Source organism: Paenisporosarcina cavernae (assembly GCF_003595195.1).
Taxonomy (GTDB): domain Bacteria; phylum Bacillota; class Bacilli; order Bacillales_A; family Planococcaceae; genus Paenisporosarcina; species Paenisporosarcina cavernae.
Genome location: NZ_CP032418.1, coordinates 1,677,406 through 1,693,229 on the forward strand (window position 1 = coordinate 1,677,406; position 15,824 = coordinate 1,693,229).

At 43.0% G+C, this 15,824-nt stretch carries 8 protein-coding genes, 8 tRNA genes and 3 rRNA genes; 3 read left to right on the top strand and 16 right to left on the bottom strand.

What is annotated here, in order from left to right:
- Positions 1–16: 16 nt before the first annotated feature.
- The 12 genes from D3873_RS08530 to D3873_RS08585 all read right to left on the bottom strand — a co-directional run bounded on the left by D3873_RS08530 (position 17) and on the right by D3873_RS08585 (position 7,012).
- Positions 17–93 (bottom strand) — tRNA-Pro (locus D3873_RS08530).
- Positions 94–109: 16 nt separating this feature from the next.
- A tRNA-Arg gene (locus tag D3873_RS08535) sits at positions 110–186 on the bottom strand.
- Between the two features lie 21 nt (positions 187–207).
- Positions 208–296, bottom strand: a tRNA-Leu gene (locus D3873_RS08540).
- Between the two features lie 23 nt (positions 297–319).
- Positions 320–394 (bottom strand) — tRNA-Gly (locus D3873_RS08545).
- Between the two features lie 18 nt (positions 395–412).
- A tRNA-Leu gene (locus D3873_RS08550) sits at positions 413–494 on the bottom strand.
- A 12-nt stretch (positions 495–506) separates the two neighbouring features.
- Positions 507–582: transfer RNA gene (locus D3873_RS08555), tRNA-Lys, on the bottom strand.
- A 6-nt stretch (positions 583–588) separates the two neighbouring features.
- Positions 589–664, bottom strand: a tRNA-Thr gene (locus tag D3873_RS08560).
- A 7-nt stretch (positions 665–671) separates the two neighbouring features.
- A tRNA-Val gene (locus D3873_RS08565) sits at positions 672–747 on the bottom strand.
- 22 nt (positions 748–769) lie between these two features.
- A 5S ribosomal RNA gene (gene rrf / locus D3873_RS08570) occupies positions 770–885 on the bottom strand.
- Positions 886–1,041: 156 nt separating this feature from the next.
- Positions 1,042–3,974: ribosomal RNA gene (locus D3873_RS08575) — 23S ribosomal RNA — on the bottom strand.
- A 302-nt stretch (positions 3,975–4,276) separates the two neighbouring features.
- Positions 4,277–5,830 (bottom strand): 16S ribosomal RNA (locus tag D3873_RS08580).
- Together the 16S, 23S and 5S rRNA genes with 8 tRNA genes alongside form the textbook arrangement of a ribosomal RNA operon.
- Before the next feature lie 285 nt (positions 5,831–6,115).
- Positions 6,116–7,012 (bottom strand): DMT family transporter, encoded by an 897-nt coding sequence (locus D3873_RS08585; protein WP_119883663.1) that lies wholly within the window; start codon positions 7,010–7,012, stop codon positions 6,116–6,118.
- A gap of 101 nt (positions 7,013–7,113) precedes the next feature.
- Between D3873_RS08585 and D3873_RS08590 the strand changes: the two genes are divergently transcribed.
- On the top strand, positions 7,114–7,836 hold the full coding sequence (locus D3873_RS08590) for an MgtC/SapB family protein (protein WP_119883664.1): 723 nt from the start codon (positions 7,114–7,116) through the stop codon (positions 7,834–7,836).
- Between the two features lie 12 nt (positions 7,837–7,848).
- On the top strand, positions 7,849–8,850 hold the full coding sequence (locus D3873_RS08595) for a cation diffusion facilitator family transporter (protein WP_119883665.1): 1,002 nt from the start codon (positions 7,849–7,851) through the stop codon (positions 8,848–8,850).
- Between the two features lie 47 nt (positions 8,851–8,897).
- Here D3873_RS08595 and D3873_RS08600 read toward each other — a convergent pair whose 3' ends face one another.
- The 4 genes from D3873_RS08600 to pruA form a co-directional block, all read right to left on the bottom strand.
- A complete protein-coding gene (locus D3873_RS08600) occupies positions 8,898–10,061 on the bottom strand; it encodes an iron-containing alcohol dehydrogenase (protein ID WP_119883666.1) in 1,164 nt (387 codons plus the stop codon).
- A gap of 142 nt (positions 10,062–10,203) precedes the next feature.
- Positions 10,204–11,448: a Glu/Leu/Phe/Val family dehydrogenase gene (locus tag D3873_RS08605; RefSeq protein ID WP_119883667.1), complete on the bottom strand. Its 1,245-nt coding sequence runs from the start codon at positions 11,446–11,448 to the stop codon at positions 10,204–10,206.
- Between the two features lie 83 nt (positions 11,449–11,531).
- Entirely contained in the window at positions 11,532–12,725 is a 1,194-nt protein-coding gene (locus tag D3873_RS08610; protein ID WP_119883668.1) for an ornithine--oxo-acid transaminase, read from the bottom strand.
- 73 nt (positions 12,726–12,798) lie between these two features.
- The gene (gene pruA / locus D3873_RS08615) at positions 12,799–14,343 is read right to left on the bottom strand and encodes an L-glutamate gamma-semialdehyde dehydrogenase (protein ID WP_119883669.1); all 1,545 of its coding nucleotides are present in this window, start codon (positions 14,341–14,343) and stop codon (positions 12,799–12,801) included.
- 195 nt (positions 14,344–14,538) lie between these two features.
- Between pruA and D3873_RS08620 the strand changes: the two genes are divergently transcribed.
- Positions 14,539–15,792: a sigma 54-interacting transcriptional regulator gene (locus D3873_RS08620; protein WP_119884513.1), complete on the top strand. Its 1,254-nt coding sequence runs from the start codon at positions 14,539–14,541 to the stop codon at positions 15,790–15,792.
- Positions 15,793–15,824 lie beyond the last annotated feature (32 nt).

Below are 15,824 nucleotides of genomic sequence, written 5' to 3' on the forward strand. Positions count from 1 at the left end.
TTAAGGGAAAATAAACTGGTCGGGAAGACAGGATTCGAACCTGCGACCCCTTGGTCCCAAACCAAGTGCTCTACCAAGCTGAGCTACTTCCCGATTTATTTAAATAATATGGCGCGCCCGAGAGGACTCGAACCTCTAACCGCTTGATTCGTAGTCAAGTACTCTATCCAATTGAGCTACGGGCGCATATGAAATTAAGGGTAAAAATGGTGCCGAGGACCGGAATCGAACCGGTACGGTAGTCACCTACCGCAGGATTTTAAGTCCTGTGCGTCTGCCAGTTCCGCCACCCCGGCAGGGATGTATGTCGAAAGAATTGTGGAGCGGAAGACGAGGTTCGAACTCGCGACCCCCACCTTGGCAAGGTGGTGTTCTACCACTGAACTACTTCCGCTAATAAGTATTTTAAGAGTGCGGGTGAAGGGAGTCGAACCCCCACGCCTTGCGGCGCTAGATCCTAAGTCTAGTGCGTCTGCCAGTTCCGCCACACCCGCATATTAAAATAATGGTGAGCCATGAAGGACTCGAACCTTCGACCCTCTGATTAAAAGTCAGATGCTCTACCAACTGAGCTAATGGCTCTAAAAGTGGTGCCGGCGATAGGAGTCGAACCCACGACCTACTGATTACAAGTCAGTTGCTCTACCAACTGAGCTACACCGGCATAAAAATGGTGGAGGATGACGGGATCGAACCGCCGACCCCCTGCTTGTAAGGCAGGTGCTCTCCCAGCTGAGCTAATCCTCCGACTATGTATAAAAATGATAAAGCCTAGCGACGTCCTACTCTCACAGGGGGAAACCCCCAACTACCATCGGCGCTAAAGAGCTTAACTTCCGTGTTCGGTATGGGAACGGGTGTGACCTCTTTGCCATAATCACTAGACCTTATTAAAATGGGACAAGATTTATTATAACAACTCTTTCGAGTATTACAAGTATCTTCTGAAAAGAAAACGAAGAATTCTTATTCCATCAAAACTGGATAAACGTCATTGAAAGAACACGTTCGGTGGAAACGTCTTGCGACGTTCCACTCGTTTTGGTTAAGTCCTCGATCGATTAGTATTCGTCAGCTGCACGTGTCGCCACGCTTCCACCTCGAACCTATCTACCTCATCGTCTTTGAGGGATCTTACTTACTTGCGTAATGGGAAATCTCATCTTGAGGGGGGCTTCATGCTTAGATGCTTTCAGCACTTATCCCGTCCACACATAGCTACCCAGCGATGCTCTTGGCAGAACAACTGGTACACCAGCGGTGTGTCCATCCCGGTCCTCTCGTACTAAGGACAGCTCCTCTCAAATTTCCTACGCCCACGACGGATAGGGACCGAACTGTCTCACGACGTTCTGAACCCAGCTCGCGTACCGCTTTAATGGGCGAACAGCCCAACCCTTGGGACCGACTACAGCCCCAGGATGCGATGAGCCGACATCGAGGTGCCAAACCTCCCCGTCGATGTGGACTCTTGGGGGAGATAAGCCTGTTATCCCCGGGGTAGCTTTTATCCGTTGAGCGATGGCCCTTCCATGCGGAACCACCGGATCACTAAGCCCGTCTTTCGACCCTGCTCGACTTGTAGGTCTCGCAGTCAAGCTCCCTTCTGCCTTTACACTCTACGAATGATTTCCAACCATTCTGAGGGAACCTTTGGGCGCCTCCGTTACACTTTAGGAGGCGACCGCCCCAGTCAAACTGCCCGCCTGACACTGTCTCCTACCCGGCTTACGGGTATGGGTTAGAAGTTCAATACAACCAGGGTAGTATCCCACCGACGCCTCCTCCGAAGCTGGCGCTCCGGGCTCTTAGGCTCCTACCTATCCTGTACAAGTTGTACCAAAATTCCATATCAGGCTACAGTAAAGCTCCACGGGGTCTTTCCGTCCTGTCGCGGGTAACCTGCATCTTCACAGGTACTATAATTTCACCGAGTCTCTCGTTGAGACAGTGCCCAGATCGTTACGCCTTTCGTGCGGGTCGGAACTTACCCGACAAGGAATTTCGCTACCTTAGGACCGTTATAGTTACGGCCGCCGTTTACTGGGGCTTCAATTCGCACCTTCGCTTGCGCTAAGCACTCCTCTTAACCTTCCAGCACCGGGCAGGCGTCAGCCCCTATACGTCACCTTACGGTTTTGCAGAGACCTGTGTTTTTGCTAAACAGTCGCCTGGGCCTATTCACTGCGGCTCTCTCGGGCTTTAACACCCTAATAGAGCACCCCTTCTCCCGAAGTTACGGGGTCATTTTGCCGAGTTCCTTAACGAGAGTTCTCTCGATCACCTTAGGATTCTCTCCTCGACTACCTGTGTCGGTTTGCGGTACGGGCACCTCCCGCCTCGTTAGAGGCTTTTCTTGGCAGTGTGAAATCAGGAACTCCAGACCAAGTGGTCCTTGTCATCACAGCTCAATGTTATAGGAACGGGATTTGCCTCATTCCACATCTCACTGCTTGAACGTGCACAACCAACGGCACGCTTACCCTATCCTACTGCGTCCCCCCATTACTCAAACGGCGGGGAGGTGGTACAGGAATATCAACCTGTTGTCCATCGTCTACGCCTATCGGCCTCGACTTAGGTCCCGACTAACCCTGAGCGGACGAGCCTTCCTCAGGAAACCTTAGTCATTCGGTGGACGGGATTCTCACCCGTCTTTCGCTACTCATACCGGCATTCTCACTTCTAAGCGCTCCACCAGTCCTTCCGGTCTAGCTTCAACGCCCTTAGAACGCTCTCCTACCACTGACACCTACGGTGTCAATCCACAGCTTCGGTGAATTGTTTAGCCCCGATACATTTTCGGCGCAGCGTCACTCGACCAGTGAGCTATTACGCACTCTTTAAATGATGGCTGCTTCTAAGCCAACATCCTGGTTGTCTAAGCAACGCCACATCCTTTTCCACTTAACAATTACTTGGGGACCTTAGCTGGTGGTCTGGGCTGTTTCCCTCTTGACTACGGATCTTATCACTCGCAGTCTGACTCCCAAACATAAATCTCTGGCATTCGGAGTTTGTCTGAATTCGGTAACCCGGGATGGGCCCCTAGTCCAAACAGTGCTCTACCTCCAGGATTCTCACGTTTGAGGCTAGCCCTAAAGCTATTTCGGAGAGAACCAGCTATCTCCAGGTTCGATTGGAATTTCTCCGCTACCCACACCTCATCCCCGCATTTTTCAACATGCGTGGGTTCGGGCCTCCAGTAAGTGTTACCTTACCTTCACCCTGGACATGGGTAGATCACCTGGTTTCGGGTCTACAACTACGTACTCATTCGCCCTATTCAGACTCGCTTTCGCTACGGCTCCGCCTTCTCAGCTTAACCTTGCACGCAATCGTAACTCGCCGGTTCATTCTACAAAAGGCACGCTATCACCCATTAACGGGCTCTAACTACTTGTAGGCACACGGTTTCAGGATCTTTTTCACTCCCCTTCCGGGGTGCTTTTCACCTTTCCCTCACGGTACTGGTTCACTATCGGTCACTAGGGAGTATTTAGCCTTGGGAGATGGTCCTCCCGGATTCCGACGGAATTTCACGTGTTCCGCCGTACTCAGGATCCACTCAGGAGAGAACGAACTTTCGACTACAGGGCTGTTACCTTGTTTCGCGGACCTTTCCAGATCGCTTCGCCTACCCCGTTCTTTTGTAACTCCGTATTGAGTGTCCTACAACCCCAAGAGGCAAGCCTCTTGGTTTGGGCTCTTCCCGTTTCGCTCGCCGCTACTCAGGGAATCGATTTTTCTTTCTCTTCCTCCAGGTACTTAGATGTTTCAGTTCCCTGGGTGTGCCTCGATTACGCTATGAATTCACGTAAACGTACTGCTCGATTAAAAACAGTGGGTTTCCCCATTCGGAAATCCCCGGATCAATGCTTACTTACAGCTCCCCGAGGCATATCGGTGTTCGTACCGTCCTTCTTCGGCTCCTAGTGCCAAGGCATTCACCGTGCGCCCTTATTAACTTAACCGTTAATAAGCCTTGCATGGAAACAGTTCAAAACTGTTTACCTTGAATCTTACTTACAATGTGTTGCTTTCAATGTCGTTTTATCCAGTTTTCAAAGAACAAGTTTGAAGTTTTCACTGTCTAGCTCACTCGGCAGTCCGCAACCTCTTTTCCCTACTCCCTCGTCATCAAGATGACGCAGTCGCAGGTCCAAAGTGGTAGTCGGCCTATCATGCCTCATTCCGCTTTTCTTGTGAACCTTCAAAACTGAACGCAAAACGTTAACCGATGAACCGAAGGTTCATCTTCCGTAATTATCCTTAGAAAGGAGGTGATCCAGCCGCACCTTCCGATACGGCTACCTTGTTACGACTTCACCCCAATCATCTGTCCCACCTTCGGCGGCTGGCTCCAAAAGGTTACCTCACCGACTTCGGGTGTTACAAACTCTCGTGGTGTGACGGGCGGTGTGTACAAGGCCCGGGAACGTATTCACCGCGGCATGCTGATCCGCGATTACTAGCGATTCCGGCTTCATGTAGGCGAGTTGCAGCCTACAATCCGAACTGAGAACGGTTTTATGGGATTAGCTCCCCCTCGCGGGTTCGCAACCCTTTGTACCGTCCATTGTAGCACGTGTGTAGCCCAGGTCATAAGGGGCATGATGATTTGACGTCATCCCCACCTTCCTCCGGTTTGTCACCGGCAGTCACCTTAGAGTGCCCAACTAAATGCTGGCAACTAAGATCAAGGGTTGCGCTCGTTGCGGGACTTAACCCAACATCTCACGACACGAGCTGACGACAACCATGCACCACCTGTCACCACTGTCCCCGAAGGGAAAAGCATATCTCTATGCCGGTCAGTGGGATGTCAAGACCTGGTAAGGTTCTTCGCGTTGCTTCGAATTAAACCACATGCTCCACCGCTTGTGCGGGCCCCCGTCAATTCCTTTGAGTTTCAGCCTTGCGGCCGTACTCCCCAGGCGGAGTGCTTAATGCGTTAGCTGCAGCACTAAGGGGCGGAAACCCCCTAACACTTAGCACTCATCGTTTACGGCGTGGACTACCAGGGTATCTAATCCTGTTTGCTCCCCACGCTTTCGCGCCTCAGCGTCAGTTACAGACCAGAAAGCCGCCTTCGCCACTGGTGTTCCTCCACATCTCTACGCATTTCACCGCTACACGTGGAATTCCGCTTTCCTCTTCTGCACTCAAGTCCTCCAGTTTCCAATGACCCTCCACGGTTGAGCCGTGGGCTTTCACATCAGACTTAAAGGACCGCCTGCGCGCGCTTTACGCCCAATAATTCCGGACAACGCTTGCCACCTACGTATTACCGCGGCTGCTGGCACGTAGTTAGCCGTGGCTTTCTAATGAGGTACCGTCATAGTAAGGACAGTTACTCCCCTACCTGTTCTTCCCTCACAACAGAGTTTTACGATCCGAAAACCTTCTTCACTCACGCGGCGTTGCTCCATCAGACTTTCGTCCATTGTGGAAGATTCCCTACTGCTGCCTCCCGTAGGAGTCTGGGCCGTGTCTCAGTCCCAGTGTGGCCGATCACCCTCTCAGGTCGGCTACGCATCGTCGCCTTGGTAGGCCATTACCCTACCAACTAGCTAATGCGCCGCGGGCCCATCCTGTAGTGACAGCCGAAACCGTCTTTCAACTTCAAATCATGAAATCCGAAGGATTATTCGGTATTAGCCCCGGTTTCCCGGAGTTATCCCAATCTACAGGGCAGGTTGCCCACGTGTTACTCACCCGTCCGCCGCTAAAATCAGAAGAAGCAAGCTTCTTCTTCTTTCCGCTCGACTTGCATGTATTAGGCACGCCGCCAGCGTTCGTCCTGAGCCAGGATCAAACTCTCCATCATAGAGAGCATGATTGCTCATGCTGTTTGCTGGCATCTTAATGATGTCCATTTAAAATAGAAACTTTTGTTTCTAAGTTTTGTTTATGGCTCCGACGGAGGTCGGTTACCGACAAACTGTTATAGTTAACGTTTTGCTGTTCAGTTTTCAAGGTTCATGGTGTCGCTCGTTTTGGCGACTTTATTAATATATATTGTTCAACCAACAAAGTCAATACTATTTTAAAATATTTTTTAACGTTGTTAGGAACATGATTTAATATACCTCGCTGAACAAGATATTTCAAGCTATTTTCGAAAAAAGAATCGAATAAATTTCTTTTCATCAATTATAAATAAAGCTATACCAATTAATACGACCACTGCACCTATTACTTGAGTAAAAGTTAAATACTCCATGAAAATAAAATAGGCAAGTATTGCAGCCCCTACTGGCTCAAACAAAATAGCCATTGAAATGGCATTTGTACTGACAAATTTAATAGAGTAATTAAACATTGTATGTCCCAGTAAATTTGGAACAATTGCTAAAAGAACAAACCAGCACCAAGTCTGAAGTGAGTAAGGTCCGAAAGATTCACTCATCCCTAATACATATATTAATAAAACAATTGTACTGACCAAATAAACGACATATGTATAAGTAACTAATGAAAGTCTTCTTCGTACATCTTGTCCAAACAGTAAATATGCAGTAACTAGTGCACACGCAATTAATGCTAACATATCTCCATATAATGCTTCTTCATTCACTTGAAAATCTCCCCAACTGATGACAATTGAACCTGTGATCGCTAACATAGCGGACAAAATTGTTTTAATGGAAAGCTTCTCTTTAAAAAAGAAATATGTTCCCGCAAATGCGAAAAGTGGTTGCAAGGTTACTAAGACGGTAGAACTTGCTACAGAAGTATATTTTAATGATTCAAACCAAAGGATAAAATGAAACGCTAAAAAAATGCCCGCTATTATAGAAAAAGACCAATCTCTTTTTGTTAACTTCTTTACTTCATTGATGTATTTCCACAAGAAAATCGGCGTCATGATGACAACCGAGAAAAACATTCGATAAAAAGCAGTGATTCCTGAGTCCGCAGCTGCTAGCTTAACGAAAATAGCTGACATAGATACTGCGATTACACCAATGATAATCGTTATATATGGATGCATACGTTGTTCATTCATGTTGTGTACCTCAATTCAAGAAATATTTGTGGCTTTATTCTCATTCATTGTACTATTACTATAACTGATTGTTAGTTATAAGAGCGAGAGGAGAAAATAGTTTGGAATTATTAGACTGGGTGAATCCCGCTGATTCTATTTTGTTTAAATTAAGTTTAGCCGCATTATTAAGTTTAATCATTGGGCTAGAAAGGGAATTAAAAAGAAAGCCTGTAGGGTTAAAAACAAGCCTTGTTATTTCGACCTTTAGTTGTCTTCTTACATATATCTCCATCGAAGCTGCTTATAGTGCTACTGGATCGAATTCTATTAACATTACAATGGATCCTTTACGGCTGGCAGCGCAAATTGTAAGTGGAATTGGTTTTCTTGGTGCAGGTGTTATTTTACGAAAAGGCAATGATTCGATTACTGGGTTAACAACTGCAGCAATGATCTGGGGTGCAGGTGCGATTGGAATTGCAGTGGGGGCTGGTTTTTATTTAGAAGCAGCTGCTTGTGTACTCATCGTGTTAATTGGTATTGAAATTATTCCTCCTTTATTAATCAAATTCGGCCCAAGGCGGCTCCGAATGAAAGAAATTTCCCTAGTATTAATGATTAAAAATAATGAATCGATTAACTCTTTGTTTGATTATCTAAAATCAGAAAACATGTTTTTAGATAATGTGAAAATAAAAGATGTCACAAACCCCTCCGATTCAGGAAAGAAGCAAGTGGATTTAAAAGTCTCTACTTTACCGAACAAAACGATACAAACTTTATATGCTAGCTTTCGACAATTAGAGTATGTCGATTACGTGGAAATTGAACTACTAAACTAAGGAGGTTGTTTTGTGAAAGAATTTTTTGTTTTATTAAAAGATGGAAATAAACCGTCGTTGCTTGCAGCAATTATTAATACAGTTATCGCTATTTTAAAAGGTGTGGCTTTCTTCTTCACCGGGAATGTTGCGATGTTTGCAGAAATGCTTCACTCATTTGGGGACGCCGCAAATCAACTATTTGTCTACATTGGATCCGCTCTATCTAAAAAAGCACCAACCAAACGATTTCCAAATGGTTTTGGTCGATTAGTCAATCTTGTTTTATTATTTGCAGTAATTATTGTCGGTATCCTAGCATATGAAGCAATAATTGAAGGTTGGCACCATGTGATTCACCCAACGGAATCTGAAGGACTTTGGATTATTGTAGGAGTTTTCTCATTAGCAGCCATTCTGGAATTTTCCGTATTATATAAAGCTGGGAAAGAAGTGTTACATGAAACTAATACAGAAGGCACTGGATTTGCTCCAATTATAAAAAGCTTTTCGGTCTTATCGAAAGCAAAACCAGCAACAAAATTAGTTTTTATGGAAGACTTAGTTGCTACAAGCGGTAATATTCTTGCATTAATTGCTGTTTTTATCGCTCATTATACTGGTTTTCTTGCAGCAGAGGGCTATGCTTCCATTATTATCGGTATTCTGATGTTCTATGTAGTGGGACGTATTTTCTTAGACAATGCCAGAGGTGTTCTTGGTGAAACAGATGAACAAATGACACAGCATATTGCTCGACTTGTCATGGAACATGAAGCTATACAAGATATAAAAATGCTTTCTGTTGTAAAAGAAGGAGAATTTTTACATGTTGAAGTGATGGCAGAAGTAGATTCCACTTTAAGCTTCGCAGAAGTGGATGATATTCGAGATCATTTAGTTGATTTAATTTTACACCAACCGAATGTTCAAGATGTTCACGTGAGTTTCGATGAAGATGACGGCGTCATGACATGGGACACAGCTAAACAAAATGCAACTGATTTCAAAAAGAATCATCCAGAAATGAAATAATAAAACCCATCTTACGACTTCGTAAGATGGGTTTTTTGCACTGAATATTATAAGGAAGCTTTTAGAATAGAACGTACATCTTCCGCATTTAGTTTTGTAAAGTTACCAAACTCTCCATAAACCATTGCTTTTTCAACCATTTCTTCGATTTTAGTGTCATCGATTTTATAGTCAGCGAGCGTTTCAGGAGCACCAATTGAACTCCAGAAAGCGCGTAAACGATCGATTCCTTCGTTCGCAGTTTCTTCAATTGTTTTACCTTCTGGCTCTACACCAAACACATAAACTGCCATGCGAGCAAAACGTTCTGGATCCACTTTCAAGTTATGACGCATCCAATTTGGGAAGACAATTGCAAGTCCTCCTGCATGTGGAATGTCATACACTGCAGAAATAGCGTGCTCAATGTTATGCGAAGCCCAGTCGCCGTTGTAACCCATTTGCAAGAAATTATTTAATGCCATTGTTCCAGCAAACATAATTGTTTCACGATGTTCGTAAGAATGTAAATCACGCAGTAATTTTGGAGCTGTATCAATAACTGTGCGAAGTACCCCTTCAATCATTTCATCTTGAACTGGCGTGTTCGATGCATTGTTGAAGTATTGTTCAAACAAATGAGACATCATATCCACTATGCCATAAATAGTTTGATCTTGCGGTACAGAAAAAGTATTAGTTGGATCTAAAATAGAGAACTTAGGGAAACTAAATGGTGATCCCCATCCGTATTTTTCTTGTGTTTCTTCATTTGTAATAACCGATCCAGCATTCATTTCAGATCCTGTTGCAGCGATCGTCAAAACAGTACCGATTGGCAATCCGTCTTTTGGAACAGCTTTCCGACTCACAAAGTCCCAAGCATCACCATCGTATTTAGAAGCAACCGCCATTAATTTAGTTGCATCAATTACAGAGCCTCCACCGACAGCTAAAAGAAAATCGACATTTTCTTTCTTCGCTAATTCTACTCCACGACGAACAGTAGAGATACGTGGATTTGGTTCAACACCGCTTAACTCCACGACTTCCAAATTAGCCGCTTTTAGTTGATCCATTACTTGATCATACAAACCATTCTTTTTTATACTTCCTCCACCATAGACAACCATTACTTTGTTTCCGTATTGTGGAATTTCTTTTTGTAATTGTTCAATTTGACCTTTTCCGAATATAAGTTTTACCGGATTATAAAATGAAAATGCATTCATGGTATCATCTCCTCGAACTTTATTATGTGGAAAATCTCGTTGGAAAGCAAAAATTTCGTACTATCCCTATTCCTTTTTCGGTAATATCTTTGTTTCATAAAAAAAGCCTCGTCTCTTTTGGAGAGACGAGGCAGTTTAATGATTATACCCAACCACGGAAACGAGATGCTTCAGCAGTTTTACGAACACCAACCATATAGGCAGCTAAGCGCATGTCGATGTTACGTGTTGTACCAACTGTGTATACATTTTCAAATGCATCCACCATTTTTTTGTAAAGCTTTTCATTTACTTCTTCTTCTGTCCAGTAGTACCCTTGGTTGTTTTGTACCCATTCGAAATAAGATACAGTAACTCCCCCAGCACTAGCTAAAACGTCAGGAACGAGTAAAATTCCACGTTCTGTCAAAATTTTCGTCGCTTCTGTAGTAGTTGGACCATTTGCCGCTTCTACCACAATCGATGCACGAATATTATGTGCATTTTCAGAAGTGATTTGGTTTTCAATTGCTGCTGGAACAAGAATATCGCAATCTAGTTCAAGCAATTCTTTATTCGAAATCGTATTATCAAACAATGTTGTAACCGTACCGAAACTATCTCGGCGGTCTAGTAAATAATCGATATCTAAACCGTTAGGATCATGAAGAGCACCATGTGCATCGGAAATACCGATAACTTTCGCGCCAGCATCGCTCATGAATTTTGCTAAGAAACTACCCGCGTTCCCGAAGCCTTGAATAACAATGCGAGCACCTTTCATATCAATTCCGCGTTTTTTCGCAGCTTCCTCGATACAAATCGTAACACCTTGTGCAGTTGCTCTTTCACGACCTTGAGATCCTCCAAGAACAATAGGTTTTCCTGTAATAAACCCTGGAGAGTTAAATTCATCCATACGACTATACTCATCCATCATCCAAGCCATAATTTGCGAGTTAGTAAATACATCTGGAGCTGGAATATCTTTTGTTGGGCCAACGAATTGACTGATTGCGCGAACATAACCACGACTAAGTCGCTCGATTTCACCCATTGACATTTGGCGAGGATCACAGATGATTCCACCTTTACCACCACCATATGGAAGATCGACAATTCCACATTTTAATGTCATCCACATAGATAAAGCTTTCACTTCATCTTCACTTACCATTGGATGGAAACGAACTCCACCTTTTGTCGGTCCTACAGCATCATTGTGTTGAGCACGGAACCCTGTGAATACTTTCGTCGCTCCATCATCCATTTTGACTGGAATTCGGACTTCTAGCATACGTAATGGTTCTTTCAATAGTTCGAACATACCTTCGTCATAACCTAGTTTGTGCAGTGCTTCCTGAATAACATCTTGCGTTGATGTGAACAGGTTTAAATTTTCAGCCATTGTATTGTTTCGCCTCTTTATTCATATTGATTACATCGGAATCATTGTAACATAGTTCAAATTGTTTTTTAAATGCAAAAATATTATTTATTGAATACTTTTTCGATTTTTTCAAATGCCCAGTCTAATTCTTCTTTTGTGATGACAAGTGGAGGAGCAAATCGGATTACAGTATCATGAGTCTCTTTACATAATAAACCGAGTTCTTTTAATTCCTCACAGTAAGGTCGAGCCGCTTCCGTTAACTCCATACCGATAAACAATCCACGTCCGCGTACTTCTTTTATCGACGGATGAGATAATGTTTTTAACTTTTCTTGGAAATAATTTCCTAGCTCTTCTGAGCGTTCCGCTAACTTCTCGTCTTTTAATACTTCTAATGAAGCAATTGAAACGGCACATGCCATCGGATTCCCACCAAATGTGGAACCATGTGATCCAGGATTAAATACTCCAAGAACTTCCCGATCCGCTACAACACAAGAGATTGGGAATACTCCCCCACCAAGTGCTTTTCCGAGAATATACATGTCAGGATTAACATCTTCCCACTCACTTGCAAACATACGTCCTGTTCGTGCAAGACCTGCTTGGATTTCATCTGCGATGAATAACACGTTTTGTTCTTTACAATAGTCGTAAGCAGCTTTCATAAATCCTTTTGGAGGAATAATAATTCCTGCTTCCCCTTGAATTGGTTCAAGAATAAACGCTGCAGTGTTTGGAGTAATTGCCGCTTTAAGTGCTTCTAAATCGCCATATGGAATTATTTTAACACCAGGTAACATTGGTCCGAATCCACGTTTGTATTCAGGATCCGATGACATGGAAACTGCTGTCATGGTACGACCATGGAAGTTACCATCACACACTATAATTTCTGCTTGATTGTCCGCTACACCTTTTACATCGTAAGCCCATCTACGTGCAGCTTTAACAGCGGTTTCGACTGCTTCAGCACCCGTATTCATCGGAAGTGCCATTTCTTTTCCTGAAAGTTCGCAAATCATTTCATACCAAGGACCTAATTGATCGTTATGGAACGCACGTGATGTTAACGTCACTCGATCTGCTTGATCTTTTAACGCTTGAATAATCTTTGGGTGTCTATGCCCTTGGTTAACAGCGGAATAAGCTGACAACATATCCATAAACTTATTGCCCTCTGGATCTTTTACCCACACACCCTCTGCTTCTGAAATTACGATTGGTAGTGGATGGTAATTATTTGCACCAAATTTTTCTGTTTGCTCAATTACATGTGTAGAATTCGTCATCTAATTTCCTCCTTCGTCTTTATCTGTAAAAAAAGCAGACGCATCAAGTGATGAGCCTGCTTATGAATTTTACTTACAGCATTTCAGATGTTGTTTTAGCTTGCATGTGTAGTTGGATGTAATCTGGTCCACCTGCTTTTGAATCAGTACCTGACATGTTGAATCCACCAAATGGTTGATAACCAACAATTGCTCCGGTACATCCACGGTTGAAGTATAAGTTACCAACATGGAAGTCCTCACGAGCTTTTTCTTGATTCATACGGTTATTTGTAATTACTGCACCAGTTAAACCATATTCCGTGTTGTTTGCAATTTCTAACGCATGATCAAAGTCTTTCGCTTTCGCAAAACCAACTACTGGTCCAAAGATCTCTTCTTGCATGATTCGTGCTTTTGGATCTAAATCAGCTATTACAGTTGGTTCAATGAAGAATCCTTTTGAATCATCACCATTTCCACCTGCTACTAGGCGACCTTCGCCTTTCCCAATTTCGATATATTCCATAATTTTCTTGTATGCCGCACCATCAATAACTGGCCCAACAAAATGTTCGTCACTATCTGGTTTTCCAACCGATAATGCTTTCGTAAGCTCTTCCACACGAGCTAGAACTTGATCGTATACATCTTCCACAACTACTGCACGAGAACATGCAGAACATTTTTGACCACTAAAGCCGAATGCAGATTTCACAATCGATTGAGCAGCCAATTCTAAATCCGCTTCTTTATCAACAACGATTGTATCTTTACCGCCCATTTCAGCAATCACGCGTTTAATCCAAATTTGTCCTTCACTTAATTTCGACGCACGTTCGAAAATACGTAAACCTACATCACGAGAACCAGTGAAACTGATTAAACGAGTACGTGGGTGATCTACTAGGAAGTCACCAACTTCTGCTCCAGAACCTGGGATGAAGTTTACAACTCCTGCAGGCATACCTGCTTGTTCTAATACTTCCACAAACTTATACGCAACAACTGGAGTAGTAGAAGCTGGTTTAAGTAAAACCGTGTTCCCTGCTACCATTGCTGCAACAGTTGTTCCCGCCATAATAGCAAATGGGAAGTTCCAAGGTGAAATGACGACTGCCACACCTAATGGAATGTAATTATATTGGTTATATTCGCCTGGACGGCTTTCAACAGGTTGGCCATTTTTTAGAGAAAGCATTTGACGACCATAATATTCTAAAAAGTCGATTGCTTCAGCAGCTTCTACATCTGCTTCTACCCAAGTTTTACCTGCTTCTTTAGAAAGCAATGCGGAAAATTCAAATTTACGACGACGCATAATTGCCGCAGCTTTGAATAAAACATCTGCACGTACTTCTGGTTTCACTTTTTTCCAAGTGTTAAACGTTTTATCTGCTACATCCATTGCTTTTGCTGCTAATTCTTTCGTCGCTTTTGAAGTAGATCCAACCACTTCTGATTTATTTGCTGGGTTGTACGAGACAATCTTGTCTTCTGTCGTAATACGTTCTCCACCAATAACTAATGGATATTCTTCCCCTAAATACGATTCAACGACTTTGTAGCCTTCTTGAATGGCTTTTTTGTTTTCTTCTTTCGAGAAATCAGTAAATGCTTCATGTTTGTAAGGGATCATGAGAATCCTCCTAAGTTAATTTAGATTAGCGCAAAAAAAATTTGCACTTATGGTTTGTTTATACTTATAATAATGCAAAATAATCTTTCATTTTTCAAGTAAAATCATCTCAAATTTGCAATATTCCTAAAAGGCAGGTGAAGATCAGTGGATGAAAACTCATTGTTAGCATTTTACCAATTTGCCCAAAATCATATGACTGTAGGGATTCATGCAGTTGATGTCCAAGGCAAAACGATCATTTATAATGACCATATGCGTAAAATGGAAGGCATTGAAATCACCGAATTTCAAGATCATTCTTTAATAGATATCTTTCAGTTTGGCCAACAATCAAGTACATTACTCGAAGTCCTTGCTACCCAACAACCGATTGTAACCGTGAAACAAACCTATTGGAATCGACACGGACAAGAAATTACGACGATTAATGATACCTACCCGGTGCATGTTGATGGAAAGTTAATTGGAGCAATTGAACTTGCCCATGACGTCACCACCCTCGAACAATTTGTGTATCAACCATTAAAACGATACGGAGAACCTATCACGTTTTCGATTATTACTGCTATTTCCGAATCCATGATCTCGGTAAAGGAAATGGCGAAGAAGGCAGCTCATGCAAAACTGTCTGTTTTACTTTTAGGCGAATCCGGTACGGGAAAAGATTTGATTGCAGAGGCAATTCATCATGAATGGTCTCCGGGTGCATCTAATTTTTATACACTCTATTGTCACAATGCGGACGCAAACATGCTAGATCAGTTACACGCAGAAATGATTGAACGAGAACCCTCTACTATATTCTGTGAACGTATCGATTTATTATCATTGCACCATCAACAAAAGCTACTAGAAGTTGTGCAAGATCCTCGTTTAAAACAGCACTTCTTTTTAGCTAGCACCGGAAAGGATCCAGTCGAATTAATTACTTCCGGGGAATTATGGAAAGAGCTGTATTACTTTTTTGCTTCCATGCTTATTACAGTTCCGCCGTTACGAGATCGTAAAGAAGATATTGTTCCTTTTGTCGAAGATTATTTCATGCGTCATTCCATTCGCTTCGGGACAGTTATAAAAGGACTTTCTAAAGATGTCACGACACTGTTTCACAAGTATGATTGGCCGGGAAACTTGAAAGAACTAGAATTTCTCTTAGATGAAATTGCTTCATTTGTCACGGACGAAGAATGGGTTACCTATGATTTACTTCCCCTACATTTCAAAAGGAAATTGGACGACTCAGTAGCAACGTATAAACAAATGGCGACAAAATATACAGTTGAATCCGATGCGATTGTTCCTCTGGAAGTTTATTTAAAAGCGGCTGAATCGGAATATGTCGTAAAAGTGATGGAGAAGTTTAACGGTAACGTAACGAAAGCTGCAGCAGCATTAGGAATGAGTCGGCAAAATTTACAATATCGATTGCGTAAAATCCGAAACTAAAAAAAGTGTTCTCCACATCTAAGTAGAGAACA